Origin of the sequence: Micromonospora sp. NPDC007208 (assembly GCF_042869175.1) — a bacterium.
Lineage (GTDB): Bacteria > Actinomycetota > Actinomycetes > Mycobacteriales > Micromonosporaceae > Micromonospora > Micromonospora foliorum.
In genome coordinates this window covers 109,708-134,466 of sequence record NZ_JBIAFG010000005.1, presented here as the reverse complement: position 1 = coordinate 134,466, position 24,759 = coordinate 109,708, and the positions used below count along the sequence as shown (strand labels likewise).

Genomic DNA, 24,759 nt, shown 5'->3' with positions numbered 1-24,759 from the left:
GTCACGTGCGGACGGTGACAGGACGGACGGACCGGGTGGTGGTCGTCGGGGCCGGGCTGGGCGGGCTGGCCTGCGCGCTGCACCTGGCCGGCAGCGGTCGACAGGTGACCGTGCTGGAGCGCGAGCCGGTGCCCGGTGGGCGGGCCGGACGGCTCGGCGTGGACGGCTACGAGTTCGACACCGGCCCGACCGTGCTCACCATGCCCGACCTGATCGCCGAGGCGCTCGGCGCGGTCGGCGAGGAGCTGCGCGACTGGTTGGACCTGACCCCGCTCGACCCCGCCTACCGGGCGTACTACCCGGACGGCTCGACCCTCGACGTGCTCACCGACACCACCCGGATGGCGGCCGAGATCTCCCGGGTCTGCGGGCCCCGGGAGGCCGACGGCTACCTGCGTTTCGTCGAGTACGCGCGGGAGCTGTGGCGGCTGGAGCGCACCGACTTCATCGAGCGCAACCTGGACGCGCCCACCGACCTGATCACCGGCAACCTGCTCAAGCTGCTCGGCGGCGGGGCCTTCCGGCGCCTTCAGACGAAGATCAACCAGTTCTTCCGGGACCCGCGTACCCAGCGGATCTTCTCCTTCCAGGCGATGTACGCCGGCCTCGCGCCGCACGACGCGCTGGCCATCTACGCGGTCATCGCGTACCTCGACTCGGTGGCCGGGGTCTACTTCCCGCGCGGCGGCATCCACGCGGTCTCCAAGGCGATGGCCGGCGCGGCCGAGAAGCACGGCGTGCAGATCCGGTACGACACCAGGGTGACCCGGGTGGAGACCGCGAACGGCCGCGCCACCGGCGTGCTCACCGCCGACGGTGACCTGGTGCCGGCCGACGTGGTGGTGCTCAACCCCGACCTGCCGGTCGCCTACCGGGACCTGCTCCCCGCCGCGCCGCGCCGCCAGCTCACCTACTCACCGTCCTGCGTCGTTCTGCACGTCGGCTCCCGACAGGGCTATGCGAAGATCGCCCATCACAACATCCATTTCGGACGCGCGTGGAAGGGCACCTTCGATGAGGTCATCCGACGGGGTGAGCTGATGACCGATCCGTCGCTCCTGGTGACCAACCCGAGCCGGACCGACCCCGCGGTGGCCCCGCCGGACCGGCACACCTACTACGTGCTCGCCCCGGTGCCCAACCTGCACCGGGCGCCGTTCGAGTGGCGGGGCGACCTGACCCAGCACTACACCGACCAGCTGATCGGCACCCTGGAGGAGCGCGGCTACGTCGGCTTCGGCGCCGGGGTCGAGGTGCTCCGGGCGATCACCCCCGCCGAGTGGGAGGAGCAGGGGATGGCCGCCGGCACCCCGTTCGCCGCCGCGCACACGCTCTTCCAGACCGGCCCGTTCCGCCCGTCCAACCTGCACCGCGACCTGTCGAACGTGGTGTTCGTCGGCTCCGGGACCCAACCCGGCGTCGGCGTGCCGATGGTGCTCATCTCCGGCAAGCTCGCCGCCGGCCGGATCACCGGGGAAGGCCGATGAGCAGCCGGGAGAAGCACCTCGTCGAACTCGTCGACGAGACCGGAACGGCCCACGGCGAGACGACCGTGGCGGCCGCACACCAACCCCCGGGGCAGCTGCATCGGGCCTTCTCGGTGTTGCTGGTGGACCCGGACGGCCAGGTGCTGCTCCAGCGCCGAGCCGCCGTCAAGACCCGGTTCCCGCTGCGCTGGGCCAACTCCTGCTGCGGCCACCCGCAGCCCGGGGAGTCGCTCGCCGAGGCGGCCAACCGACGGCTGCGCGAGGAGTTGGGCGCGGGCCCGGTCGAGCTGACCGAGGTCGGCACCTACGTCTACTACGCCGAGGACCCGGCGACCGGTCGGGTCGAGTTCGAGTACGACCACGTGCTGCGCGGCGAGTTCCTGCCCGGCGCCCCACTCCTGCCCGACCCGGACGAGGTGGCCGAGCTGCGGTGGGCCGACCCCACCGCACTGGAGGCCGAGTTGAAGCTCGACCCCCGGTCGTACGCGCCCTGGCTGGGCGGGGTGGTGAACCGGCTGCTCCGCCCCTCGGAGTCCCGGTCGGGCGCAACCGGCCCGGCCCTGACCCCGCCCGGATCGTCGGCGGATGACACGGCGGAGCGGTCGGGTGGTCGATGAAGCGCTGAGCGCGGGCGCGGTCGCACGCCGGTTGGGGGTCGCGGTGACGACCCTGCGCACCTGGCACCAGCGCTACGGGCTCGGGCCCAGCGAACACATCCCCGGTCACCACCGCCGGTACACCCCCAGCGATCTGGCCCGTCTCGAGATCATGCGACGACTCACCGCCGAGGGGGTGAGCCCCGCCGAAGCGGCCCGCTGGGCCCGCCAGGCACCCGACCCGTCGCCCAACGGCACCGTCGCTCCCGTCCGGACCCACCCGCTCGGCCGTGACGGCGGCGGCTCCATCCCGGTCGGCCGTGCCGGCCCGGCAGCCCGCGGACTGGCCCGGGCCGCCATGCGGCTGGACGCGGCGGTGATCAGCGAGACGATCGCGCACGCCCTGGCCGCCGGCGGGGTCGTCGCCACCTGGGAGGGTCTACTACGCCCGGTCCTCGCCGGCATCGGCGAACGGCACGCCGCCACCGCCGGCCTGATCGAGGTGGAACACCTGGTGTCCCGCTGCGTCTCGGAGGCGCTCGCGGCGGCCAGTCGGGCCAAGGTCCCCACCGGGCCGGCCCGGATCCTGCTCTCCTGCGCCGACGAGGAGCAGCACACCCTGCCACTGGAGGCGTTGGCCGCAGCCCTCGCGGAGGCCGGTGTCAGCTACCGGATGCTCGGCGCCCGGGTGCCGGTGGCCGCTCTCGTCGAGGCGGTCAACCGGACCGGACCGGCCGCCGTGGTGCTCTGGTCGCACACCCGGGCCACCGCCGACCCGACCCAGCTCACCGCGCTGCTGGCCGCACCACGGCGCCCGCTGCTGGTGCTCGCCGCCGGCCCCGGCTGGCGGGCCGACACGCTGCCCGCCGGGGTGGTGCGGCCGGTCGACCTGGCCGAGGCGGTCTCGCTCTCCGCCGCCGTCCGCGACTCCCTGGACCAGTCGAGGCGTGACTGATCGCACTGTCGCCAACTGGCGGCGTGAACTACCGTCGGGCGGGTCCGCCTACCCCGACCCTCCGGGAGCGAGCAGATGCAAGCCCGCGCCATCCTGGCGTCCGTCCTCGCCGTGGCGCTGGTCCTGTCCGGCTGTGCCCAACCGGAGCGCACCATCGCGCCCGCCGCCGCTCCACAGCCGGTGCAAACGACCACGCCGCCCACCCCGACACCGCACCCCAGCGTCACCAAGCCGGCCAAGCCGCCACTGCGGCCGCTGCCGGCCAAGCTCCCCGCCGGTCTGGGTCGCAACACCGGCGTACGCCCGGTGGCCCTGACGTTCGACGACGGGCCCAGCCCGGCCTGGACGCCCAAGGTGCTCGACCAGCTCAAGGCCGCCAAGGTGACCGCGACCTTCTGCGTCGTCGGTCGCGAGGTGCAGCGCCACCCGGAGCTGGTCCGGCGGATCGTCCGGGAGGGACACCAGCTCTGCAACCACAGCTGGCGACACGACCTCGATCTTGCCCGGCGACCGGTCGCCGAGATCCGGGCCGACCTGGACCGCACCAACAAGGCCATCCAGAAGGCCGTTCCCGGCGCGAAGGTGTCGTTCTACCGGCAGCCGGGCGGCCGGTGGACGTCGGAGGTGCTCGGGGTGGCCAAGGGCCTCGGCATGCGTCCGCTGCACTGGTCGGTCGACCCGCAGGACTGGGACAAGCCGACCGCGGCCACGATCGGCAAGCGAGTCCACGCCGCCACCCGCCCCGGTGCCATCGTTCTCCTGCACGACGGGGGCGGAAACCGGGCCGCGACGCTCGCCGCCTGCCCGAAGATGATCGCCGACCTGAAGCACCGCTTCGGCATCACCCGACTCCGCTAGAACCGCTCTGACCTGCGGTTACAGCCCATCCCAAGCCCATGCGGATACCGATTTTGTCGACCGACAGAGCATCACGTATGCTTTCCAAGCCTCCGGCGGGGCCGGATGGGAGCAAGTCCGCTTGAAGTTGCGAATGTGCAATGATGGCGGGGCCGCCCTCATCGTCTAGCGGCCCAGGACGCCGCCCTTTCAAGGCGGTAGCACGGGTTCGAATCCCGTTGGGGGCACGACCGGCGCAAGCCGGAGCAAGGCAAGACCGGCGCAAGCCGGAGCAACACAAGCTAGGTCCTGTGGAGCAGTTGGAGTGCTCGCCGCCCTGTCAAGGCGGAGGTCGCGGGTTCAAGTCCCGTCAGGACCGCAGCGCCGACGCCGCGCCCCGCGCGGCGTTCTGCGTATCGGAGCAGGTTGCCTTGCCGCCGGTTCGTCCGGTTGCCGGGTAACATGAGCCGAGCGACACGGCCAGGTAGCTCAGTTGGTACGAGCGTCCGACTGAAAATCGGAAGGTCGGCGGTTCGACCCCGCCCCTGGCCACATAGCCTTTCGCCGGGCTACAGAGATCCCCACCAGCGGAAACGCAGGTGGGGATCTTGCTTTTTCCGGTGCTTCAGCCGACACACCCCGGCCTCGCCACACGTGATCAACCCTGATCGCGGCAGCACAGCGCCGCGACCCCGCGACCCCCCGACCCCGCGACCCCGCGACATCAGCGGCAGGTGCCGAAGAGAGCACCTCCAAGATCGTGCTCGATCCAGGAAACAGTGCCCTCCACCCGCGCGCGAGGCCACTACATCAAGGATCGAGCACGATCATGCGAGAAGGGTGTCCTGGCGCGCACCCGCTGCCGGCGACGCGTCAGACGACAACCGCGAGCGGCGTCCCACGCACTATCACCGAAACTGCTGCCTCCCGACCGGCCGATGCAGCAGTTTCCCTGAAGATGCGCAGATCTTGGCGCCCTACGTGCACGGCCACCCAGGTGGGACCGCCCGCGTAACAAGGAACGGGGCGGCGTCAGTGGTCGCGGCGACCCGGCGGGCGGTGCTGCGCCACGCTGCCCTGGATCGCCTCCCACACGCTGCGTCCGGCCTGCCACAGCGTCTCCCCCGCCTGCTCGGCAAGTTGCGCCGCGCTCTGGGCCGCAGCCTGCGCCGCGCCCGGCAGACCGCCGTCGCCATGCCCGGACGGGCTCGGGCCGGGCCCAGCTGACCGACCGGGCTGGTTCGGGGTCTCCCCGTTCGCCCCTCCCGCCGATCCCCCGGGGCGCTGCTGGTCCCGGCCCGCCCCTCCCGGGCGCTTCCCGTCGTCCGAGCCTTCGGGCCGCCTCTCCTCGCCGGAACGCGGTCCCTCGTGCCGCTGACCTTCCGGACGGTGGCCACCTGGCGCGCCGGCCTCCGGCTGCCGACCCTCCTGCTGCTGGCGCTCATGCTGCTGCTCCTCCTGCTGCCGACCCTCCTGCCGCTGGCGCTCAGGCTGCTGGCGCTCAGGCTGCCGGCCCTCCGACTGCTGCCCCGCCTGCGGCTGCTGCCCCGCCTGCGGCTGGCGACCCTGCGGCTGCTGGCCCTGCGCATGCGGACCCTCACGACGCCGACCCTCCGGATGCTGGCCCTGCGGCTGCGCCTGGTCAGCAGACCCCGGGCCGCCAGCTCGCGGACCGGGTCCTCCCGCACCCGGTTCCGCGCCGGCCGGACCGGACCGCCCCGCATCCGGCCGCTCAGAACCCGGCCGCTCAGAACCCGGTCGACCAGGACCCGGCCGATCGAGACCCGGCCGGCCCGAGCCCGGTAGAGCTGGACGCGGCCGAGCGGAACCCGGCCGGCCACGGTCGACGAAGGGGCCGGCGGCGCCGACCTGCCGGCCTGGCTCGTCGCGTACGCCGTCCGGGCGCCGATTCGACGCAGTGGTCTCCACCGTTCCCGCGGCCAGCTGCTGGGCGCTGCGGTTCACGTCGTCGACGGCGACGCCGGCCGTGTGCGCCAGCGCCTCGATGATGTGTGGGTTGTTGTCGATCGTGTCGAGCGCTCGTCCCAGGATCCTGGTCAGCTGTTCCAACCGCACCCGCAGCTGCGCCTCGGCGTTCACCCCGTCGACGTTCAACTCGCCGCTGTTGAGGTGCACCCGTACGCCGGCGTCGACCTGGAGCAGGTTGGCCACCCGGGCCCGCAGCGACAGGTCGGCCTCCAGACCGTCGACCGCCAGCCGGATGGAGTCGACGGAGACCTTCGGAATGTCGAGCAGGACGTCCGGGTCCTCGCTGTCGACGTTCCGGTCCGGCTCCCGCTGCTGCCCGCTCTCGCTCATGCTCTCCCGCCCCGCCTGCACACCGGCTCGGTCGTCCGAGCCGTCCGGCGCGGTTACCCGCTTTCCGGAGGGGCATCCCGTCCGTGACGACCCGGCGACCCTGTGTCTGGAACCAGGCACCTCGCGAAGCTGCACACCCGGGCATCAGCCGGTATGGTCCGGGCCTATGGGACAGGAATTGACTGATCCGGCCGACATCCGGCAGGACGCCGGCCAGTTCTCTCTCCGGTGCAGCCTTCTCGTCCCGGGCTCCGCCGAGCACGCGTTCGCGGTCTTCACCGACGAGCTGACCGACTGGTGGGTCACCGAGTACACGTGGTCGGGCCCGGACGCGCTGGCCGAGCTGGGCATGGAGCCGCGGGCCGGTGGCATGCTCTACGAGTTGGGCCCGTACGGTTTCCGCGCCGACTGGGGCCGGGTGCTCACCTGGGACCCGCCTCGCCGGCTGGTCTTCGTCTGGCAGATCGGCCCTGACCGGGCGCCGGTGCCGGACCCGGCCCGCGCGAGCGAGGTCGAGGTGCTGTTCCATTCCGAGGGGCCGGACCGCACCCGGGTCGAGCTGGAGCACCGGCACTTCGACCGGCACGGCGAGGCTGCCGAGGGTTACCGCAAGGCGCTCACCGCCGGCTGGCACGAGCTGCTCACCCGCTACGTCGCCACGGTGTCGCGCCACCGCCCCACCACGACGGCCTGACGACCCAGCGGATCACCGGCCGAGCCGCCGGTCGGCAGCGGGCCCGCCGAGGTCCCGGCCACCAAGGTTCGCGCGTTGGCCGGCCTCCGCCCCCGAGCCGAAGCCGGTGCCGCCCAACCGGCGCGGCGGCGCGGTACGCAGCCGCGGGTACTCCTCGGTGAGCCTTCGCTGCACGCGGTCGGACCGGTCGGCCAACACCAGCGCCATCGACGGCGCCCCCGACTCGCTGGCCGCCGCCGTCTCGGCCGCCCAGAGTCGACCGCCGACCACCTCCGCGAAGCCGGCCAGCCAGGAGCGGCGGAAGGCGGCGGGATGATCGTCGGCGGGCACCTCGGTGGCGGCCAGGCCGTGCGCCGCCTGCACGAGCAGTGAGGTGAAGAGCAGGTCGACCCGTTCCAGGTCGCTGGCGAAGCCGAAGAGGTGCAGGGCGAAGCCGTTGCCCTGCCGACGGCGTACGCAGCGGCAGCGCAGCGGCTCGGCCACCGCGGCGAGCAGGCCAACCTTGTCGCGGGCGTACGGGGCGACGACGTCCAGCACTCGGTCACCGACCGGGTCGGTGGTCGGGTCCCGGGCGGCGAGCAGCGCCCGGTCCACGCCGTAGCGGGCGATCAGCTCGGTCGCCTTCGCGGTGAACGCGGCCGACTCGGCCGGTGTGCAGGCCGGGTCCTCGGCCTGGGCCAGCAGCTTGCGCACCTTGCTGAGCATGGCCTCGGACATGCCTAAAGAGCTACCACACGGGCCGGACACCATCGGGGCCACGCTGCAATCGATCGATACGTATCATCGTCACGGCCAGATGATCAGTCCTATACGGACGGTTAGTTAACTGTTTCGGAGGAACGAACGAATGCCATCCCCGACCGCTCGCCTGCTCGCCGTCGCCACGGCCACCGCACTGCTCGCCACCGGTACGCCCGCCCGGGCGGAGCCGACCACACCGACGGCGCCGGTCAGCTCCGGGCCGAACGCGTTCGCCCCACTCGCCACCTGTTACGGCGGGGCGGTCCGGTCGTACTTCGAGACCGGCCGCTACGGCGGCTCGGCCGGCCAGTACCGCACCACGACGCGCTGTCGCGACATCAACGTCCGCAACGCGAGCGTGTACGCCACCGAGGCGTGCGTGATCTTCGTCGACAAGACGAGCGCCTGCAACTACTGGACCTACCTGCCGGCCAACTCGGGCTGGATCACGGTGGCCACCGACGTCCGGGACGGCGTCAACTTCCGGGTCCGCTTCGAGAACCTGCGGTACGAGTACGAACCGCTGATCGCGTACCACGCGTTCTGACCGACCCGCGCGGTCGCGGCGTCCGCCCCCCGACGGACGCCGCGCCCCGCCGACCCAGCCGCGACCCGCCGGCGCGTCACCCGGCGGGGTCGCTCAGCCGGCGCGGCTGCGTAGGGTGGCGATCGTCGAACCGGCGAGCATGAGCAGGCAGTCGGGGAGCAGCCCATCGGCCGCCGCCGCGCCGAACAGGGCCTCGCCGGTCGGTTCGTCCCGGTTCGCGTACGCACTGACGAAGCGGGCGACCCAGCGGGTGTCGTACCCGGCCTGGTCGATCCCTGGAAAGTCGAGCGCCGCCCCGCTGGCCGCTGGCGTGTCGCCGAGCATGGTGGCGGCCAGGCACCAGGCGACGCCGTACGCGCCGTTCAGGCCGGCCCGGTCGACGACCGCGTCGAACGCTCCCACCACCGCGTCTCCATCGCCGGTCAGCGCCGAACGGAGCACGGCGGCCGCGTCATCGAACGTCTGCTGTGGTAGGTCGGTCACGCAGCGCACAGTAGGACGGGTGGTCAAGCGCCCCTCGCAACCGTCACTGTCCGTGTTCAACGCGAGCTACCTGCGCATTACGCCACCTCCACGGTCCCGCCGCCGGCCTCGGCACGCTAATGTGCGCAGCGGACCTTCGCCGGAGGAAGGACGACCATGTTCGTATCACGCCGCTCGCGGGTAGCCACACTGGCTGCCTGCGCGACGATCCTGCTCGCCACAAGCGCTTGCGGGGATGACAAGCCCGAGGAGGCGAGCGCCCAACAGGTGCGCCTCTACGGCACGGACGGCAACATGCTCAACTCCTATCCCGCGGAGTTGAAGGAACGGGCCAGTCTCGTGGACGGGATGAAGGGCACCACGCCCCTCGTTCCGCTGCCGGACGACTTCAAGAGCCGGCTACGGGCCGTGAATCCGGCGCTGACGGACTACCTGTACTCCGCCGAGACGTACGACGCGGTGGTGATCGCCGTGCTCGCCGCCCAGTTGGCCGGAAGCACCGACCCGGCTGCCATCGCGAAGCAGATCGTCGCCGTGACCAACGACGGGCAGCGCTGCGAAGACCCGGCGAGCTGTCTCGCGCTGGCCCGCAACGGGCAGGACATCGAGTACCGCGGCGTCTCGCTGACCCGGGCGGGCTTCACCGACAAGGGTGAGCCGGCCACCGCGAGCTACGCCACGCTGACCTTCGACGGGCAGCAGATCAACGACGGTAAGACCGAGTTCGTCGGCGCGGGCATCGAGTCGGCGGCGAGCACCAAGACGCCGCCGAAGCCGAAGAAGCAGCGCCCGGGTGGCGACACCGACCAGGAGCCGCTGGTCCTTGGCGGCCTGTTGCCGAAGACCGGTGACCTCGCGATCGCCTACCCGCCGATGGCCGCCGGCGCCGCGCTGGCGATCAGGGAGATCAACGCCGCTGGCGGCGCACTGGGCAAGCCGGTGACGTGGCTGGACGGCGACGACGGCACCAACCCGGCAGTGGCCAAGGCCACGGTGGCCAAGCACGTGACGGACGGCGTCAGCGTGATCATCGGCGCGGGCGGTTCGGGCATCTCCCGGGCGGTGCTGCCGGACGTGGTGCAGGCCGGGAAGATTCTCTTCTCCCCGTCCAACACCGACAGCAGCCTGACCGACGTGGAGGACGGTGGCCTCTACTTCCGCACCGCCCCGCCGGACAGCCTCCAGGGCCGGGCGCTGGCCGACGTGATCCTCCGCGACGGGTCACAGAAGATCGTCATCGTCGCCCGCAAGGACTCCTACGGTGAGGGCCTGCAGGGCACCGTCCGCGACGAGCTGGAGAAGGCCGGTATCGCCAACGACCGGCTCAAGCTGTTGACGTACGAGCCGCCGGCCGACGCGAAGGCCGCCCCGGTCGACTTCAGCAGCGGCGCGAAGCAGATCAAGGAGTTCGGCGCGGACGCCGTACTGATCATCGGTTTCGGTGAGTCCGCCCAGGTGATCCGCGGCCTGGCCGACGCCGGGGTGCAGATCCGGCAGTAGGCAGGACCCAGAACCACGACGGCCGCACCGGCTTCCCGCCGGTGCGGCCGTTTCTGGTACGCGGGATCAGCGCGGCCGGCGGCGCTCCAGGAACTCGGTCATCCGGCGGTGCTTCTCGTCGTCCTCGAAGAGCACCGCCTGGCTGACCAGGTCGAGGTGCGGGTGCGCGGCGGCCGGCGCGTCCACCGCCAGCTTGGTCAGCCGCACCGCCAACGGTGAGCCCAGGGCGATCTCGTCCAGCAACGCGTGTGCCACCGTCAGCAGCTCGCCGGGCTCGTCCACCACCCGGTTCACCAGGCCGATCCGCAGCGCCTCGGCGGCGTCCACCCGCCGGCCGGTGAAGAGCAGCTCCTTGGCCCGGCCCTCACCAATCAACGCGGGCAGCCGGTGGGTCGCGCCGGCGCCGGCCAGGATGCCCAACCGCACCTCCGGCTGGCCGAAGACCGCCCGCGCCGTGCACACCCGCAGATCGCAGGCGTACGCCAGCTCCGCGCCACCGCCCAACGCCGGCCCGTCGACGGCCGCCACGGTCGGCATCGGCAGCGCCCGGATGCGTGCGAAGGCGGCCGAGTTGATCGCGGCGAGGGCGTCCGTACGGCCCCGTTCGCGGAGCTGGCTGATGTCGGCGCCACCGGCGAAGATGCCCGCCGCGCCGCCGGTGAGCAGCAGCAGACGCGGGCGCGCCTCCAACTCGGCGCAGACCTGGTGCAGCTCGGCGATCAGGTCGGCGTCGATGGCGTTGCGCTTCTCCGGCCGGTCCAGCGTGACCACCAGCCGGTCCGGCCGCTCCTCGATCCGTAACCCGCTCACTGGGCCGACCTTTCGTTCGCGACTGCGGGGCTCGCAAGCTCACTCCTCGCGCTCACTGAGCCGACCGTTCGTTCGCGACTGCGGGGCTCGCAAGCTCACTCCTCGCGTTCACTGTTTGCCCCCGGCTTCCCAGCGGTAGAAGCCCTGCCCGGACTTCTTACCCAGCCGCCCGGCGGCCACCATCTCCACCAGCAGCGGCGGCGGTGCGAAGCGGTCCCCGTACGCGGCCTGGAGGGTGCGGGCGATGTCCAGCCGCACGTCGAGGCCGACCAGGTCGGTGAGCTCCAGCGGCCCGATCGGATGCCGGTAGCCGAGCACCATGGCCTTGTCGATGTCCGCCGGGCTGGCCACCCCGTCGGCGACCATCCGGATCGCCTCCAGCCCGAGGGTGACTCCGAGCCGGGAGGTGGCGAAGCCGGGCATGTCGCGTACGACGACGGGGTCCTTGCCCAGCCGGCCGGCGAGCGCGACGGCCGCGGCGGTGGTCTCCTCGGCGGTGGCCGGGCCGACCACGATCTCCAGCAGCGCCATCGCCCAGACCGGGTTGAAGAAGTGCAGGCCGAGGAAGCGCTCGGGCGCGTCCAGCTCGGCGGCCAGATCGCCGATGGCGATGCTGGAGGTGTTGCTGCCCAGCAGCGCCGGGCGCAGCGCGGCGGCGTCCCGGAGCACCGCACGCTTCAGGTCGAGGCGCTCCGGCACCGCCTCCACGATCACCTGGGGGGCGGGGGCGACCTCGGCGAGGGTCGGGCGCAGCGTCACCCGCTGCCGGTTCGTGGCGGCCTCGTCGGCGCTCAGCTTCCCGCGCTGCACCGCCCGCTCCCACAGCTCGGCGAGCCGGTTCAGCGCGGCCGCACCCCGCTCGGGGTCCACCTCGACCACCTCGACGGCGTGCCCGGCGCCGGCCGCCACGTACGCGATGCCGAGCCCCATCGTGCCGGCACCGACGACCACGAAACGATCGCTCATCACGCCTCCCTGTCCCGTCCGCCGACGCGCGGGGTCCCCGCCCCGCCGGCCCGGGTGTCCCGCCCGCTCCGCTCGCTCATGGTGCGACCCTAGACAGCGCGACGACCCGGCCCATGCGTGGGGGAGCGCCGGATCGGGTAATGACGGCCCGTCAACCGAGGGAAGGACCGCATCGACATGAGCCAGGCACCGGAGAGCGTCACCGACGGGGAGACCGTGGAGACCCGAGGCGACGAGCGGGTCGAACTGCTGCGCGCCGACACCAACAACGACGGCAAGACCGACGTGTGGGTGGTGGACACCGACGGCGACGGCAAGGCGGACCTGTTCCAGTTCGACACCGACGGTGACGGCAAGGTGGACATCACCATGGTCGACATCGACGAGGACGGCCAGCCCGACGAGGTGGTCGACGGCGACGGCGGCCTCCCGCCCGAGCAGCTCCCCCCGACCGTCCAGGTCTGAGACGTACGGCGGCCCCCGCCCTCCGCCCGGCGGAGCGCGGGGGCCGCCGCTCAGTCGACGAGGCGCAGGGTGGCCAGGTAGTAGGGGGCGTCGCTGTCGTCCACATCGGTGAGCCGCCAACCGGTGCCATGCACCAGGCCGGCGAACTCGTCGGCCGAGCAGACCAGGTAGTCGAACCATTCGGTGCTCAACTCGCGGTAACGCAGCCGCAGCCGCAGCTGGCCACCGAGCCGGCCGCGCCGACGGTTGCGCTCGTGATAGCCGGTGTGCAGCGGGTCGCGGGTGCCGTACGGGTCGGTGCCCTGCGCGATGATCTGCGCCCCCGGGCGGGCCAGCGCGGCGAGCGCGGCCAGGAACCCGGGAGCGCGCTCCCGCCCCTCGAACAGCCCGAGGTTGTTGCCGAGCAGCAGGAACGTGTCGTACCGCGGACCGTCGGCGACGTGCGTGTCCACGGTGCCGTGCACCAGCCGCCGGACCCCGCGACGCCGACTCACCTCCAGCGCTCCCGCGGAGGTGTCCAGCCCGGTGACCGGTACGCCGCGCTCCTGGAGCAGCAGCGCGATCCGGCCGGCTCCGGTGCCGATGTCCAGCGTCTCGCCGCGCGCCCGGTCCACCGCGCGGTGGTCGTACGGCTGCCACTCCGCCGGCCCGTCCAGGTAGTGCGCGGCCGGCGCGCCGTTGATCAGACCGTCGTCCCGTTCGATGATCTCGATGACCGGTCGCGGCAGTCGCCCACCGACCAGGGGCCGGGGGCCCACCCCGGTGGCCACGGCGAGCGTGTCCCGCAGCAGTTCGCCGATCACGTCACCGATTAGAGGCTCACCCGTCACGACGTTCACGCTATCCGGCCACTCAGTGGCCCGCGCCGGCCGTATCCTGGCGGCGTGACCACGCTGGACCGGCTGTCGGCCGAGAAGTACATCCTGCTCACGACCTTCCGCAAGGACGGTCGGGCGGTGCCGACCCCGGTCTGGGCGGTACGCGACGGTGAGGCGTTGGCGGTCTGGACCCGGGCCGACTCGGGCAAGGTGAAGCGGATCCGCCACAACGGCGAGGTGACCGTGGCCCCATGCGACGTGCGGGGTCGGCCACACGGGGCGGAGGTGTCAGCTCACGCGACGATCTACGGCGGTGGTGACACCGGTCGGGTCCGCGACCTGCTCAAGCACAAATACCGCCTGATCGGCCGGCTGAGCCTGCTGGGCAGCCGGTTGCGTCGCGGCGAGGGCGGCACGGTCGGCATCCGGGTGACGTTGACCGAGCCGCAGCGCTGACCGGCGCCGGCGTCGTGCTCGGCGGGCATGGAAAAGGGGCGGCGGACCGAGGTCCACCGCCCCTGACGTAAAAAAACTGTCGCCGTTTCAGTCGCCCTGCCGCTGCTGCGGGATCTGGCCCTGCAGCAGCGCCCTGACCTCCGACTCGCGGTACCGACGGTGGCCACCCAGGGTGCGGATGGCACTGAGCTTGCCAGCCTTGGCCCACCGGGTCACCGTCTTCGGGTCGACCCGGAACATCGACGCCACCTCGGCCGGCGTGAGTAGCGGCTCTGGTTCGTGCGTTCGCGATGCCATCGGTCACTCCTCCACATGTATAGACATCGGCCGGGGTCCCGCCGGCCGACGCGTCTCCCATGGTCCGGCTAGTCCCCGATGTCCGACATGGGCCGAACGGATGAAGGTCCCTAGACGGACGGATGAACCATGCCCGATTTTTACGACTTTTACACGGCAGAAAGTACCTTATTCGGACTCATGATCACGGTTCGTGATGCGTCAACTACGAGCGCAACTCACCTTGGGAGCGCTCCTAGGGTGATATGCCCTAGTTGCACCGCTCCAACAGCTGCACCGCGCGCCACCGAGCCACCAACTTGTCGTACGCGGCCGACGCCTCCTCGGCCTCGCCGCGGGACAGCCCCGCGAGGCCGCCGGCAACCAGCTCGGGCGAGTCGTCCGCGGTCAGGGTCTCGTCGGAGAGCAGGTCGACCAGACCGCCGTAGTCAAGCTCCACCACGGACCGCGGATGGAACTCCTCCAGCCAGCGGGCCGCCTCCTCCACCGCCTCGGTGATCGGCGCCTCGCCCACCGACTTGCGCAGCACCGACAGCGCCCGCGACGAGCGACGTCGAGCCTTGGAGATCTCGGTGCGGTAGCGCAGCGCCCGCCGGCCCGGCTGGGTGACCAGGTCGCGCTCCGCCGGGTCGAAGAGCACGAACCACCGCAGCGGTACGCCCCAGGTGGCGATCTGCTCGTGCACCCGGGGCACCCCGTGCTCCAGCACCCGGGCGCCGCTGCGCCAGTCGTCCACCACCGCCCTGGCCTGCCCGGCGAGCACCGGCGGCACGAAGGCGTCGGCGAGCACCGAGGGCACCCCGTCCCGGGCGCTCAGTGCCGCCTCAGCGACCCGGATGCGCAGGTTCCATGGGCAGACCAGCAGGCCGTCGTCCGTCTCCAGGACGTACGCCTCCTCCGGCAGGTCCGGTAGGCGGGTCCAGCCGGCGCCCAGCGCCTCGATCACCGCCGTCCGCTGCCGACCGGGCCCCTCGACCGGGGCGACCGCGCGCCCCTCCGAGACGTAGCGGCGCCAGTAGCTCTGCCGGTCTCGGTCGAAGGCGGCCAACGGTTCGTACACGCGCAGGTAAGAAGCGAAGAGCGACGGCACCGCGCGATCCTCCCACGAACCACGCCCGTACGCGCCCAGCGGCCGGAGCACGCGCGCCGCAACGTGGGACGGCGGTGGCGCGTCGAGCGCCCGCAGGGCAGCCGATACTAGGCTCGATCACACCGGCAGCATCTCCGCCGGGGTCCACCAGGTCCGCGTCCCACAAGGACGCACACCACCGTAGGAGCCAACCATGGGCGTATTCGCGAGCACCGACGACCCGATATCGACCGGTCACGAACAGGTCGTGTTCTGCCAGGACAAGCAGAGCGGCCTGAAGGCGATCATCGGGATCTACTCCACGGCGCTGGGCCCGGCGCTCGGCGGCACCCGCTTCTACCCGTACGCGAGCGAGGACGACGCCCTCGCCGACGTGCTGGACCTGTCCCGCGGGATGGCGTACAAGAACGCGCTCGCCGGGCTGGACCTGGGCGGCGGCAAGGCCGTCATCTGGGGCGACCCGGAGCAGATCAAGAGCGAGGCGCTGCTGCGCGCGTACGGCCGCTTCGTGGAGTCGCTGGGTGGCCGCTACTACACCGCCTGCGATGTCGGCACGTACGTGGCGGACATGGACGTCGTGGCCCGGGAGACCCGCTACGTGACCGGGCGCAGCGTGGAGCACGGCGGCGCCGGCGACTCGTCGATCCTCACCGCCTGGGGTGTCTTCCAGGGGATGCGGGCCGCGGCCGAGCACGTGTGGGGCACCCCGAGCCTGCGGGGCCGGCGGGTCGGTGTGGCCGGCCTGGGCAAGGTCGGCAAGTACCTCACCGGGCACCTGCTGGAGGATGGCGCCGAGGTGGTCGCCACCGACGTCAACCCGAAGGCGCTGGCCTGGGTACGCACCAACCACCCGCAGGTCACCCTCGTCGACGACTCCAGCGCGCTTGTCGCCGCGGACCTCGACGTGTACGCGCCGTGCGCGCTGGGCGGCGCCCTGAACGACGACACCGTGCCGGCGTTGCGCGCCAGGGTGGTGACCGGGGCGGCGAACAACCAGCTCGCCCACCCGGGCATCGAGAAGCTGCTGGCCGACCGCGGCATCCTCTACACCCCGGACTACGTGGTCAACGCGGGCGGTGTCATCCAGGTGGCCGACGAGATCGAGGGCTTCAACTTCGACCGGGCGAAGCTGCGGGCGACCCGGATCTACGACACCACCCGCGAGATCCTGCACCTGGCTGACGCGGAGGGCGTGCCCCCGGCCGTGGCCGCCGACCGGCTTGCGGAGCGGCGGATGGCGGACGTCGGCCGGCTGCGCGCGATCCACCTGCGCTGAGCGGTCCGTTCCCGGGGGCGGATCGACGAGATCCGCCTCCGGGCCCCCGACGTCGGGCCCAACTGGGTAAGCTGAGCCCGGGTCAATTTTGATGCGGTTTGTCCGGTGTCACGGGCGCTAACCGTTCCGCTCCTTACCCGGTACACTGGGTGACGGCCGGATCGACGCGACGCGCAGAGCCGGCTGACGGTAACCCGAGGTGCCGAACGGTGGCATCCCCATGTACCGTAAGAGCCACGAGAGATGCCTGACGTCATCGGGGCCCGCCTTCGGGCTGCCCCGCATTCTGTGCGAGGGGGTCGAGCCATGGGGCGCGGCCGTGCTAAGGCCAAGCAGACTAAGGTGGCGCGGGAGTTGAAGTACCACTCCCCGAACACCGACCTCACCGCCTTGCAGCGCGAACTGGCGGGTGCTGGTAAGTCTGAGCACCACTTCGACGACGACTCTAAAGAGTTCGTCGACGACGATGATGAGGATCACGCGGACGACGATCCGGATCCCTGGGTCCGTCCGACCCGCTGACCTCTCGACGCAGCTGAGCACGCGGTAACCCCCGCGTGCTCACGCGCGTCCTGAGCAGGTGCGGCCGCCGACGATCAGGGGCCTGGCCCGACCGGAGCCATCCGGCCGCTCGACAGGCCCCTGACAACGGCGCCCCTCAGCGCGGGCGATTGTTCCAGTTGTAGAACGTCGGGATGTTCTCGAAGTGGTTCCAGGCACAGACCGCGCTGGAGCCGTCTCCGCCCGACACCTCCGAGCGCAGCCGCCGTGCGTCCTCGGCCTCCTGGAGCAGCGCGACGAGCGCGGGAGCCGCGTCTCGCACCCGTTCGGTGACTCCGTCGTCCGCTTCGCGTTCAGGCCGCCGGTGACTCGTGGTCTCGGGCATGCTCCAACACTCCCTCCAGTAGGCGGATCTTGCTGTTGCGGCAGTGCTCGGTCTCCGTACCGTCAAAACGCCCCAGCTCGAAGTAACGGTTGGCGGCATGGCCACCACCGCAGAAGCCGAAGTACGGGCAGGACGCCCGACACGCCTCCACCCCGGCCAGGAACTCCCCCACCCACGGCGTCGCCGCCGCGTTGCCGAGGATCTGCGCCAACGGGGTCGTCAGCACGTTGCCGCTGCTGAAGTCGCCGTAGCGGGGGTCGGTGAAACCGGCCAATTCCGGGCTGAGGACGATCACCGAGCCGTCGTGACCGATGGTCGGGATCGGGTCCAGTTGGCGGGGCAGCACCCGGTCCGCCGAGTTGTCGAGCACCGCCGCGGCGTAGCGCAACGACCACTCGATCTCGCGGAGGTGAATCCGGGGCTCCCGGCGCCACGCCCCGACCAACTCCGCCCAGAACGCCGACACCGCCAACGGGTCGTGGCGGTTGTCGCGGGTGTTGACCCCCTCGGTCTCCTCGATGTTGATGCCCAGCACATCGCAGCCCAGCTCAAGGAAGTACTCGTACAGCTCGGTGGCGAGCCCCGGCTCCGGCCGGGACACCACGGCCAACGCGGAGAAGGGCAGACCGCGACGGCGCAGCGCCGAGATGCCGTGCAGGATCCGGTCGTACGCCGGCTGACCGCCCCGGTTGACCCGGTCGCCGTTGCGCGCCCGGGGCCCGTCGACGCTCACGCTCACCCGCATCTCGTGCCGGACGAAGAAGTCGCACCAGTCATCGTCGATGAGGGTGGCGTTTGTCTGCACGTGGTGCTCGACCTCGGGCCCGAATGGCGCGATCAGATCGGCCAGGTGCTCTCGACCGGCGGCCAGGGGCTCGCCACCATGCCACACGACGGAGAAGCGACCGTTCGCCGCCCAGGGGTTGACCGCGACCGCGACCGCCTCGGCCACCGCCACCGGCATCCGGCGGTCGGCGGAACGAAACGGCAGGTAGCAGTACGCGCAGTCGAGGTTGCAGAGGGTGGTGGGCTGCATGACGACGTACGACGGGACGGCGGCCAGACCGCGCATCCCGCTGAACGACTGTCCCCGAGCAGCCATCGCCCTCCTCCGCCTAGCCTGAGGGTGCCCTTCAGGCTAGGCGGCATTGGCCACTCGGGTGAAGCCCTGATCAGGTGCCCGTACGATCACCGGAGGGTGATCAGCCTCGGGTGTGCTGACCGACCATCTGCACGTTGCCGGTGCCCTCGATGATCTCGCCGGCCTGCCACGCCTCGACTCCACGGCCGGTCAGGGTGGCCAGCGCCCGGTCGGCGTCCTCGGCCGACACGATCGCGAACATGCCGACGCCCATGTTGAAGGTCGACTCCATGTCGTGGTCGTCGATCCGACCCTTCGTCTGGATCAGGTCGAAGATCGGCTGCGGCTTCCACGTGGACCGGTTGACCACCGCGTCGACGTGCTCGGGCAGAACCCGGACCAGGTTGCCGGGGATGCCGCCGCCGGTGATGTGGGACAGCGCCCGCACCTCGGCCTCGGCGATCAGCTTGAGGCAGTCCTTGGCGTAGATCTTGGTCGGGGTGAGCAGCTCCTCACCGAGGGTCCGCTGCCGACCGAAGTCGTCGATCACGATGTCCAGACGCATCCGGGCCGCGCCCAGCAGCACGTGCCGGACCAGCGAGTAGCCGTTGGAGTGCAGGCCGGAGGAGCGCATGGCGATCACCACGTCGCCCACCTCGACCCGCTCCGGGCTGAGGATGTCGGCTTCCTCGACCACACCCACACCGGTCGCGGAGATGTCGTACTCGTCCGGGCGCAGGACGCCGGGGTGCTCGGCGGTCTCCCCGCCCAGCAGCGCGCAGCCGGCGTAGCGGCAGCCGTCGGCGATGCCCGCGCCGATCTCGGCGACCTTGTCCGGGACGACCTCGCCGGTGGCGATGTAGTCGAGCAGGAACAGCGGCTCGGCGCCGCAGGCCACCAGGTCGTCGACGACCATCGCGACCAGGTCGATGCCGACCGTGTCGTGGATGTCCATCTGCTGGGCGATCACCAGCTTGGTGCCCACCCCGTCGGTGGAGGACGCCAGGATCGGGCTCTTGTACTTCTTCGTGTCCAGGCGGAACAGGCCGGCGAAGCCACCGAGGTCACCGAGCACCTCGGGGCGGCGGGTCTGCCGCACCTTCGACTTGAGCAGCTCCACCGCGCGGTCGCCCGCGTCGATGGAGACGCCGGCGTCGGCGTACGAGACCGAGCGTTTGCGCGCCTGGCGGCCAGCACCGCCCGTCCACGGCTGGCGGTCGCCGCCGGCGCCGGTCGGGCTGCTTCCTGCGCCGCTGCGCTCGGACACGTGCGTCACGGTTCTCCCCTTTGGTTCTCGGTGCCGCCGGCGGTAGCCGGGCCGCGCCGGTTGGTGCTACGGGCGGTTTGCGGTAACGCCACCCGGAGTGGCGACGGACGAGCCGTTGGTGTGCGGGGCCTCCGGCGCCGAGTTGGCGACGCGTCGACCCACCCCTTCGAGCACGTGCTTGCCGATCAGGTTGCCGGCCGGCAACTCGATCGGGTACTCCCCATCGAAACACGCCCGACACAGCCGGGTCTTCGGCTGCTCGGTCGCGGCGATCAGGCCGGGAAGGGAAACGAACCCCAGCGTGTCGGCGCCGATGGAGCGCCGGATGCCGTCGTTGTCCAACCCGTTGGCCAGCAGCTCCGCCCGGGTGGCGAAGTCGATGCCGTAGAAGCACGGCCAGCTGACCGGCGGGGAGGAGATCCGGACATGCACCTCCAGCGCCCCCGCCTCACGCAGCATCCGCACGATGGCGCGCTGGGTGTTGCCGCGCACGATCGAGTCGTCCACCACGACCAACCGCTTGCCGCGGACGTTCTCCCGCAGCGGGTTGAGCTTGAGCCGGATGCCGAGCTGACGCAGGGTCTGCGACGGCTGGATGAAGGTGCGCCCCACGTACGGGTTCTTCATCAGACCGGCGCCGTACGTGATGCCGGACGCCTCCGCATACCCGATCGCGGCCGGAGTGCCCGACTCGGGCACCGGGATCACCAGGTCGGCCTCGACCGGGTGCTCCTTGGCCAACTGCCGGCCGATCTGCACCCGCGCCGAGTGGACGTTGCGCCCGGCGATCGTGGCGTCCGGGCGGGCGATGTAGACGTACTCGAAGAGGCAGCCCTTCGGCTCCGGCGCGGCGAACCGGGTGGAGCGCAGCCCGTTCTCGTCGATCGCGATCAACTCGCCCGGCTCGACCTCGCGCACCACGCTGGCGCCGACGATGTCCAGTGCGGCCGTCTCGCTGGCGATCACCCAGCCACGCTCCAGGCGGCCGAGCACCAGCGGGCGGACGCCGTGCGGATCGCGGGCCGCGTAGAGGGTCGACTCGTCCATGAAGACGAAGCTGAACGCGCCGCGCAGCTGCGGCAGCACCTCCAGCGCGGCCGCCTCGACCGACAGGTCCGGTCGGCTGGCGAGCAGCATCGTCACCAGGGAGGTGTCGTTTGTCGAACCGTCCGCGATGAGGCCGCGCTCGGCGACCTCCTTCTCCAGCTCGGCCGTGTTGACCAGGTTGCCGTTGTGGGCCAGCGCGATGGTCGTGCCGGAGGTGGTCGACCGGATCGTCGGCTGGGCGTTCTCCCAGTTCGACGCGCCGGTGGTGGAGTATCGGGCGTGCCCGATCGCCAGGTGACCGCGCAGGCTCGCCAGGGTGGGCTCGTCGAAGACCTGCGCCACCAGGCCAAGGTCCTTGTAGACCACCACGCCCGAGCCATCGCTCACCGCGATGCCCGCCGCCTCCTGGCCGCGGTGCTGCAGGGCGTAGAGGCCGAAGTAGGTCAGATTGGCAACCTCTTCGCCGGGGGCCCAGACGCCGAAGACGCCACAGGCATCCTGGGGGCCAGGTCGTTGGGGGTCAAGGTCGTGGCTCAGCCGGCCGTCGCCTCGGGGCACCTACCGCTCCCTCATGCTGGTCTGGACCGGCTGGGCGGGATCACGGGCGGATCCACACTTCTCTGCCGGGACCACTGTCATCGCCTGACAGTGTACGCGAATCGACGTCAATACAGAAAGTCACGATTCCCCTGCTCTGCGTCACGCTGAGTGGGACATCGGGACAACTAGAGGGGCAGATACGCCGAGAGGTCCGCGCGGTTGCCACTCATCTGGACGCGACCGTCGGTGACGGCCTCCGCCCAGCCAACCCTGCCGGTTGCCAACTCCAACCAGGTGTTCGGGGCCATCTCGACCACGTTTGGTGGATTTCCTCTGGTGTGTCGAGGCCCCGGTACGCACTGGATCGCCCCGTATGGTGGGACGCGCACCTCCACCGATCGGCCGGGGGCGCGCTCCGCGAGGACGGCCAACAACGACCGGACCGCCTCTCGGAACACCGGCCGTTCGGGTGCACGCCCCTCGTCGAGCGCCGACAACGCGGCCGTAACGGCAGCGGACTTACTGTGCGGAGAGGACACGACGGGACGATACGACCCCCAGGCCAGACACGCGACGCTGGCCCTGGGTCGCGCTCATGCAGTCGGACAAGGCATAGTTGCCGACGGCGTATTCGTACCGTGATGATCCCCGGCCCGGCGCCCCGCCGGTCAGAGGGAAGTCAGCCCGGAAGGCGGTGGACGTGTCAACACACCGACGTGCCTGGAAGCAGCGGGCCGGTGTGGTCGTAGCGCTGGTTGCCGGCGCTCTGCTCGCCGTCCCCGCCACACCAGCCATGGCCGCAGATGTCGATGTTTCCCCCGGCTCGATCACCGTTAACGCCGGCAGCGATGCCACGATCACCGTGCGCGTCACTCCGGGTAACGGCGACGAGACGGCGAAGATCAGTCTCTCCGGTCTGCCGTCCGGCGTCAGCTGCGCCAGTGGTTGCGGCGATGTCACCTTCAACGGCGGCCTGGGCAACCCGGCAAAGACGGTGCTTGTCAGGATCGCGGCCAGCGCCAACGCAGGCGACGCGACCGCGACCGTCACGGTTGCGGTCGAGGCCGAATCGGGCCCGGACACCGGGACCGTCTCGCTGACCGTGAAGGGCAAGGCCGCTCCGCCGCCGCCGCAGAACCAGACCGTGCGGTCGATCTCCGGGAAGGTGGTCTCGCAGGCCGGCAGCAAGGCGGTCGCGAACGCGGTGGTCATGCTGCGTGACAGCACCGGCCGGCAGCTCGACACCACCAGCAACGGCAGCGGCGACTTCCGCTTCACCGGTACCACCGAGAAGCCGATCGCGCCCGGCCGGATCGATCTGGGCGCCAGCTTCGACAACGTGGTGGCCACCAAGACGATCAACGCCGCCGCGGGGCAGGCCGTCACCGGGCAACGGATCAGTCTCGCGATCAAGGTCGAGACGACGCCGAGCGCCACCCCGTCCGCCACCCCCGAGGCCACTCCCACCGATGAGGTGACCGAGGAGGGCACCGAGGAGGAGCCCACCGAGGAAGCCAGCCAGGGTGCTCCGGCGAACGCCGCGAACAACGAGGACAGCGGCGGTCTCGGCTCGTACATGATCATCCTGCTGGGTGGTCTCCTGGTCGCCGCCGGTGTCGGCACGATCGTGCTGCTCTGGATGAAGCGCAGGGAGAACGGCGACGACGACGACGCTCCGGCGGCTGCCGGTGGCGGCGGTGTGGTGCCGCCCTCGCGGGGCGGGTTCCGCGGTCCCGACGACCAGACCCGGGTGGTCGGCGGTCGTCCCGGCGGCGGACCGGACCCGACCATGGTCGGCGGCGCGGCGCTGAGCGAGGCACCGACGATGATGCACCGTCCGGTGGTCGACGACGTTCCACCGGACCCGTACGGCGCGCCTGCGCAGGCGTACGGCGGCGCGGGTCAGCAGGGCTGGGGCGGCGCCGGTTACGGCGACGAGCCGGCACCCGGTGGCTACGGCGCGGGCGGTTACGGCAACGCCCCCGCCTCTGGCGGCGGCTACGGCGCTCCCGCCGGCCCCGAGGGCGGCTACGGCGCCGGCGCGGCCGGTGACGGTTACGGCGCCGCGCCCGGTGCCGGCTACGGCAACGCGCCGGCTTCCGGCGGCGGCTACGGCAGTCGTGACTACGACGCCCCGGCCGGCACCGCCGCCTACCCGCCGGCTCCCGCTGGCGGAGCGGCCTACGGCGAGCGGTTCGACGAGCCGACCGGCCGGTACACCGGCGACAGCACCCAGTACCCGGCCCCGGCCGACCCGTACGCCACCGGCGTCTACCAGCCGGAGCAGGGGCAGGGGTACGGCCAGCCCGAAACCGCCCCGTACGGCGGTCGCGCTGCCGAGCCGACCGCGGGGTACGGCGGTGCGGAGGCCGGCGGGTACGACCAGGGCGGCTACGGTCAACCGGCCGGCGGGTACGGCCAGGGCGGCAACTACGGCCAGGAGCCTCCGCCGCAGCGCGGTGGCGGCTACGACGACCGGAGTTACGACCAGGGCGGCTACGGCCAGCCGGCCGGCGGGTACGACCAGGGCGGCAACTACGGCCAGGAGCCCCCGCCACAGCGCGGCGGCGGCTACGACGACCGGGGCTACGAACAGGGCGACTACGGCCAGCCCGCCGGGCGGAACCGACCGGAGACCCCGCCCCCGACCGAGCGCGGCGGTCGCCGCCTCGACTGGCTGGACGACTGACCCCACCACAGCACGTGGAAACGGCCACCCGGATCTCTCCGGGTGGCCGTTTCGCTGCAAGACCCACTCGCGTTTCGTGAAGTCGGGCCCTCCCGCAGTCCCGGACAGCCCGACTTCCGGAAAGCCGAGTTGATCACAGAGTCGGGGCCCGCGCGGTCAGGCGGCGGAGAAGACGCCCTGGTGGAGCACCGGCACGACGTCCGACACGCCGATCCGGACGGCGACGTCCACGTCCGCGGCGAAGCCGTTCTCGGTCAACTCCCGCCCGGAGACGCTGCCACGAACGGCGGCGGGCACATCCGGGGTGCTCGCCAGCGCGGCGAGCGCCATGGCCGCCTCCACCGAGAGCCCACCCGGTACGCCGGAGAGGGCGTCCAGCACCGAGGCGGCGCCGAGTTGGTCCTCCACCGACGGGCGCAGCGACCCGTCGGGCCACCGCTCCCCCGAGGCGATCACGCCGATCGGGGCGTTGACCGTGCCGTACCCCTGGCGGTGCAGCCAGCGCCCGACGGCGCGCGCGTTGCGCAGACACGCCGCGACCACCGGCACGCCGGTGGCGCTGGCGGCGGCGCTGATGGCGGAGCCGTTCGGGGAGGGCAGTACGAGGTCCGCCACCACTGGCGCGCTGCTCAGCGCGGCGGGCGAAAGCGACCACGGATGGTCGGCGGTCGTCTGCCGCCGCCCCACAGCAGCGGTCGCGCCGACCCGGACGGCGTACTCGGCGGCCTGCTCACCCCAGGGGAACGGGTGCACCCGCATCCCCCGGGCGACCGCCACCTCAACGGCGGTGGTGAACGAGAGGACGTCCACCACCACCAGCGCCGCGCAGACCCGACCGAGCTCGGCCGCCCCGGTCAGCCCCCAGTCGAACCGGGCACCGGATCCGGGTTGGCCGTAGACAGCGGCCGTCAA

26 protein-coding genes and 3 tRNA genes are annotated in these 24,759 nt (G+C 71.8%); 15 read left to right on the top strand and 14 right to left on the bottom strand.

The window, feature by feature from the left end:
- Positions 1-5 precede the first annotated feature (5 nt).
- From crtI to ACFYL6_RS12430, 7 genes are all read left to right on the top strand, one after another.
- Positions 6-1,487 (top strand): phytoene desaturase family protein, encoded by a 1,482-nt coding sequence (gene crtI, locus ACFYL6_RS12460; RefSeq protein WP_387170598.1) that lies wholly within the window; start codon positions 6-8, stop codon positions 1,485-1,487.
- A complete protein-coding gene (idi, locus tag ACFYL6_RS12455) occupies positions 1,484-2,104 on the top strand; it encodes an isopentenyl-diphosphate Delta-isomerase (protein WP_387170596.1) in 621 nt (206 codons plus the stop codon). Before crtI ends, idi begins: the two co-directional genes overlap by 4 nt.
- A complete protein-coding gene (locus tag ACFYL6_RS12450) occupies positions 2,094-3,038 on the top strand; it encodes a MerR family transcriptional regulator (protein ID WP_387171157.1) in 945 nt (314 codons plus the stop codon). Before idi ends, ACFYL6_RS12450 begins: the two co-directional genes overlap by 11 nt.
- A 75-nt stretch (positions 3,039-3,113) precedes the next feature.
- Positions 3,114-3,896: a polysaccharide deacetylase family protein gene (locus ACFYL6_RS12445; RefSeq protein ID WP_387170595.1), complete on the top strand. Its 783-nt coding sequence runs from the start codon at positions 3,114-3,116 to the stop codon at positions 3,894-3,896.
- Between the two features lie 154 nt (positions 3,897-4,050).
- Positions 4,051-4,123: transfer RNA gene (locus ACFYL6_RS12440), tRNA-Glu, on the top strand.
- A 57-nt stretch (positions 4,124-4,180) separates the two neighbouring features.
- Positions 4,181-4,254, top strand: a tRNA-Asp gene (locus ACFYL6_RS12435).
- 99 nt (positions 4,255-4,353) lie between these two features.
- A tRNA-Phe gene (locus tag ACFYL6_RS12430) sits at positions 4,354-4,427 on the top strand.
- 480 nt (positions 4,428-4,907) lie between these two features.
- Here ACFYL6_RS12430 and ACFYL6_RS12425 read toward each other — a convergent pair.
- Positions 4,908-6,194, bottom strand: a complete 1,287-nt coding sequence (locus ACFYL6_RS12425) for a hypothetical protein (RefSeq protein ID WP_387170593.1) — start codon at positions 6,192-6,194, stop codon at positions 4,908-4,910.
- A 166-nt stretch (positions 6,195-6,360) separates the two neighbouring features.
- Between ACFYL6_RS12425 and ACFYL6_RS12420 the strand changes: the two genes are divergently transcribed.
- Complete coding sequence (locus tag ACFYL6_RS12420; protein ID WP_387170592.1) at positions 6,361-6,888, top strand: SRPBCC family protein; 528 nt, start codon at positions 6,361-6,363, stop codon at positions 6,886-6,888.
- 12 nt (positions 6,889-6,900) lie between these two features.
- On the opposite strand, the gene ACFYL6_RS12415 is transcribed toward ACFYL6_RS12420, so the two are convergent.
- A complete protein-coding gene (locus ACFYL6_RS12415) occupies positions 6,901-7,605 on the bottom strand; it encodes a DUF2786 domain-containing protein (protein ID WP_366337719.1) in 705 nt (234 codons plus the stop codon).
- Between the two features lie 130 nt (positions 7,606-7,735).
- On the opposite strand from ACFYL6_RS12415, the gene ACFYL6_RS12410 reads away from it, so the two are divergent.
- Complete coding sequence (locus ACFYL6_RS12410) at positions 7,736-8,176, top strand: hypothetical protein (RefSeq protein WP_387170590.1); 441 nt, start codon at positions 7,736-7,738, stop codon at positions 8,174-8,176.
- 93 nt (positions 8,177-8,269) lie between these two features.
- On the opposite strand, the gene ACFYL6_RS12405 is transcribed toward ACFYL6_RS12410, so the two are convergent.
- Positions 8,270-8,659, bottom strand: a complete 390-nt coding sequence (locus ACFYL6_RS12405; protein WP_387170589.1) for a hypothetical protein — start codon at positions 8,657-8,659, stop codon at positions 8,270-8,272.
- A gap of 156 nt (positions 8,660-8,815) precedes the next feature.
- On the opposite strand from ACFYL6_RS12405, the gene ACFYL6_RS12400 reads away from it, so the two are divergent.
- On the top strand, positions 8,816-10,159 hold the full coding sequence (locus ACFYL6_RS12400) for an ABC transporter substrate-binding protein (RefSeq protein WP_387170587.1): 1,344 nt from the start codon (positions 8,816-8,818) through the stop codon (positions 10,157-10,159).
- A 66-nt stretch (positions 10,160-10,225) separates the two neighbouring features.
- Here ACFYL6_RS12400 and ACFYL6_RS12395 read toward each other — a convergent pair whose 3' ends face one another.
- Positions 10,226-10,969: an enoyl-CoA hydratase/isomerase family protein gene (locus tag ACFYL6_RS12395; protein ID WP_387170585.1), complete on the bottom strand. Its 744-nt coding sequence runs from the start codon at positions 10,967-10,969 to the stop codon at positions 10,226-10,228.
- Positions 10,970-11,077: 108 nt separating this feature from the next.
- A complete protein-coding gene (locus ACFYL6_RS12390; RefSeq protein ID WP_387170583.1) occupies positions 11,078-11,935 on the bottom strand; it encodes a 3-hydroxyacyl-CoA dehydrogenase family protein in 858 nt (285 codons plus the stop codon).
- Positions 11,936-12,112: 177 nt separating this feature from the next.
- Between ACFYL6_RS12390 and ACFYL6_RS12385 the strand changes: the two genes are divergently transcribed.
- Positions 12,113-12,400, top strand: coding sequence for a hypothetical protein (locus tag ACFYL6_RS12385; protein WP_238660820.1), 288 nt, complete (start codon positions 12,113-12,115; stop codon positions 12,398-12,400).
- Positions 12,401-12,450: 50 nt separating this feature from the next.
- Here ACFYL6_RS12385 and ACFYL6_RS12380 read toward each other — a convergent pair whose 3' ends face one another.
- A complete protein-coding gene (locus tag ACFYL6_RS12380; RefSeq protein WP_387170580.1) occupies positions 12,451-13,230 on the bottom strand; it encodes a class I SAM-dependent methyltransferase in 780 nt (259 codons plus the stop codon).
- 54 nt (positions 13,231-13,284) lie between these two features.
- Here ACFYL6_RS12380 and ACFYL6_RS12375 point away from each other — a divergent pair, with 54 nt between their 5' ends.
- Entirely contained in the window at positions 13,285-13,674 is a 390-nt protein-coding gene (locus tag ACFYL6_RS12375) for a PPOX class F420-dependent oxidoreductase (protein WP_387170578.1), read from the top strand.
- Between the two features lie 87 nt (positions 13,675-13,761).
- Here the strand turns inward: ACFYL6_RS12375 and ACFYL6_RS12370 are convergent, their stop codons facing one another.
- Positions 13,762-13,971, bottom strand: coding sequence for a BldC family transcriptional regulator (locus ACFYL6_RS12370; RefSeq protein WP_007073996.1), 210 nt, complete (start codon positions 13,969-13,971; stop codon positions 13,762-13,764).
- Positions 13,972-14,221: 250 nt separating this feature from the next.
- Positions 14,222-15,061, bottom strand: a complete 840-nt coding sequence (locus ACFYL6_RS12365; RefSeq protein ID WP_387170577.1) for a hypothetical protein — start codon at positions 15,059-15,061, stop codon at positions 14,222-14,224.
- A 193-nt stretch (positions 15,062-15,254) separates the two neighbouring features.
- Here ACFYL6_RS12365 and ACFYL6_RS12360 point away from each other — a divergent pair, with 193 nt between their 5' ends.
- Positions 15,255-16,337 (top strand): Leu/Phe/Val dehydrogenase, encoded by a 1,083-nt coding sequence (locus ACFYL6_RS12360; protein ID WP_387170575.1) that lies wholly within the window; start codon positions 15,255-15,257, stop codon positions 16,335-16,337.
- A 306-nt stretch (positions 16,338-16,643) separates the two neighbouring features.
- The gene (locus ACFYL6_RS12355; RefSeq protein ID WP_030332207.1) at positions 16,644-16,859 is read left to right on the top strand and encodes a DUF3073 domain-containing protein; all 216 of its coding nucleotides are present in this window, start codon (positions 16,644-16,646) and stop codon (positions 16,857-16,859) included.
- A 136-nt stretch (positions 16,860-16,995) separates the two neighbouring features.
- On the opposite strand, the gene amcA is transcribed toward ACFYL6_RS12355, so the two are convergent.
- The 5 genes from amcA to ACFYL6_RS12330 all read right to left on the bottom strand — a co-directional run bounded on the left by amcA (position 16,996) and on the right by ACFYL6_RS12330 (position 21,697).
- Positions 16,996-17,223 (bottom strand): multiple cyclophane-containing RiPP AmcA, encoded by a 228-nt coding sequence (amcA, locus tag ACFYL6_RS12350; RefSeq protein ID WP_124821604.1) that lies wholly within the window; start codon positions 17,221-17,223, stop codon positions 16,996-16,998.
- On the bottom strand, positions 17,192-18,295 hold the full coding sequence (amcB, locus tag ACFYL6_RS12345) for a cyclophane-forming radical SAM peptide maturase AmcB (RefSeq protein WP_387171155.1): 1,104 nt from the start codon (positions 18,293-18,295) through the stop codon (positions 17,192-17,194). Before amcB ends, amcA begins: the two co-directional genes overlap by 32 nt.
- A gap of 130 nt (positions 18,296-18,425) precedes the next feature.
- Positions 18,426-19,580: a phosphoribosylformylglycinamidine cyclo-ligase gene (gene purM, locus ACFYL6_RS12340; protein ID WP_196920530.1), complete on the bottom strand. Its 1,155-nt coding sequence runs from the start codon at positions 19,578-19,580 to the stop codon at positions 18,426-18,428.
- A 57-nt stretch (positions 19,581-19,637) separates the two neighbouring features.
- Entirely contained in the window at positions 19,638-21,176 is a 1,539-nt protein-coding gene (gene purF, locus ACFYL6_RS12335) for an amidophosphoribosyltransferase (RefSeq protein ID WP_387170572.1), read from the bottom strand.
- A gap of 167 nt (positions 21,177-21,343) precedes the next feature.
- Positions 21,344-21,697: a sterol carrier family protein gene (locus tag ACFYL6_RS12330; protein ID WP_387170570.1), complete on the bottom strand. Its 354-nt coding sequence runs from the start codon at positions 21,695-21,697 to the stop codon at positions 21,344-21,346.
- Between the two features lie 161 nt (positions 21,698-21,858).
- On the opposite strand from ACFYL6_RS12330, the gene ACFYL6_RS12325 reads away from it, so the two are divergent.
- Positions 21,859-23,847, top strand: coding sequence for a hypothetical protein (locus ACFYL6_RS12325; protein WP_387170568.1), 1,989 nt, complete (start codon positions 21,859-21,861; stop codon positions 23,845-23,847).
- 156 nt (positions 23,848-24,003) lie between these two features.
- On the opposite strand, the gene ACFYL6_RS12320 is transcribed toward ACFYL6_RS12325, so the two are convergent.
- Positions 24,004-24,759, bottom strand: coding sequence for a 2-phosphosulfolactate phosphatase (locus ACFYL6_RS12320; RefSeq protein ID WP_387171153.1), 756 nt, complete (start codon positions 24,757-24,759; stop codon positions 24,004-24,006).

What these genes read in the sequence shown, in the direction of transcription:
- idi (WP_387170596.1), top strand. Translation starts at nt 1,484, where the DNA reads ATGAGCAGCCGGGAGAAGCACCTCGTCGAACTCGTCGACGAGACCGGA.
- ACFYL6_RS12445 (WP_387170595.1), top strand. Translation starts at nt 3,114, where the DNA reads ATGCAAGCCCGCGCCATCCTGGCGTCCGTCCTCGCCGTGGCGCTGGTC.
- ACFYL6_RS12425 (WP_387170593.1), bottom strand. Translation starts at nt 6,194, where the DNA reads ATGAGCGAGAGCGGGCAGCAGCGGGAGCCGGACCGGAACGTCGACAGC.
- ACFYL6_RS12420 (WP_387170592.1), top strand. Translation starts at nt 6,361, where the DNA reads ATGGGACAGGAATTGACTGATCCGGCCGACATCCGGCAGGACGCCGGC.
- ACFYL6_RS12415 (WP_366337719.1), bottom strand. Translation starts at nt 7,605, where the DNA reads ATGTCCGAGGCCATGCTCAGCAAGGTGCGCAAGCTGCTGGCCCAGGCC.
- ACFYL6_RS12410 (WP_387170590.1), top strand. Translation starts at nt 7,736, where the DNA reads ATGCCATCCCCGACCGCTCGCCTGCTCGCCGTCGCCACGGCCACCGCA.
- ACFYL6_RS12400 (WP_387170587.1), top strand. Translation starts at nt 8,816, where the DNA reads ATGTTCGTATCACGCCGCTCGCGGGTAGCCACACTGGCTGCCTGCGCG.
- ACFYL6_RS12390 (WP_387170583.1), bottom strand. Translation starts at nt 11,935, where the DNA reads ATGAGCGATCGTTTCGTGGTCGTCGGTGCCGGCACGATGGGGCTCGGC.
- ACFYL6_RS12385 (WP_238660820.1), top strand. Translation starts at nt 12,113, where the DNA reads ATGAGCCAGGCACCGGAGAGCGTCACCGACGGGGAGACCGTGGAGACC.
- ACFYL6_RS12370 (WP_007073996.1), bottom strand. Translation starts at nt 13,971, where the DNA reads ATGGCATCGCGAACGCACGAACCAGAGCCGCTACTCACGCCGGCCGAG.
- ACFYL6_RS12360 (WP_387170575.1), top strand. Translation starts at nt 15,255, where the DNA reads ATGGGCGTATTCGCGAGCACCGACGACCCGATATCGACCGGTCACGAA.
- ACFYL6_RS12355 (WP_030332207.1), top strand. Translation starts at nt 16,644, where the DNA reads ATGGGGCGCGGCCGTGCTAAGGCCAAGCAGACTAAGGTGGCGCGGGAG.
- amcA (WP_124821604.1), bottom strand. Translation starts at nt 17,223, where the DNA reads ATGCCCGAGACCACGAGTCACCGGCGGCCTGAACGCGAAGCGGACGAC.
- amcB (WP_387171155.1), bottom strand. Translation starts at nt 18,295, where the DNA reads ATGCGCGGTCTGGCCGCCGTCCCGTCGTACGTCGTCATGCAGCCCACC.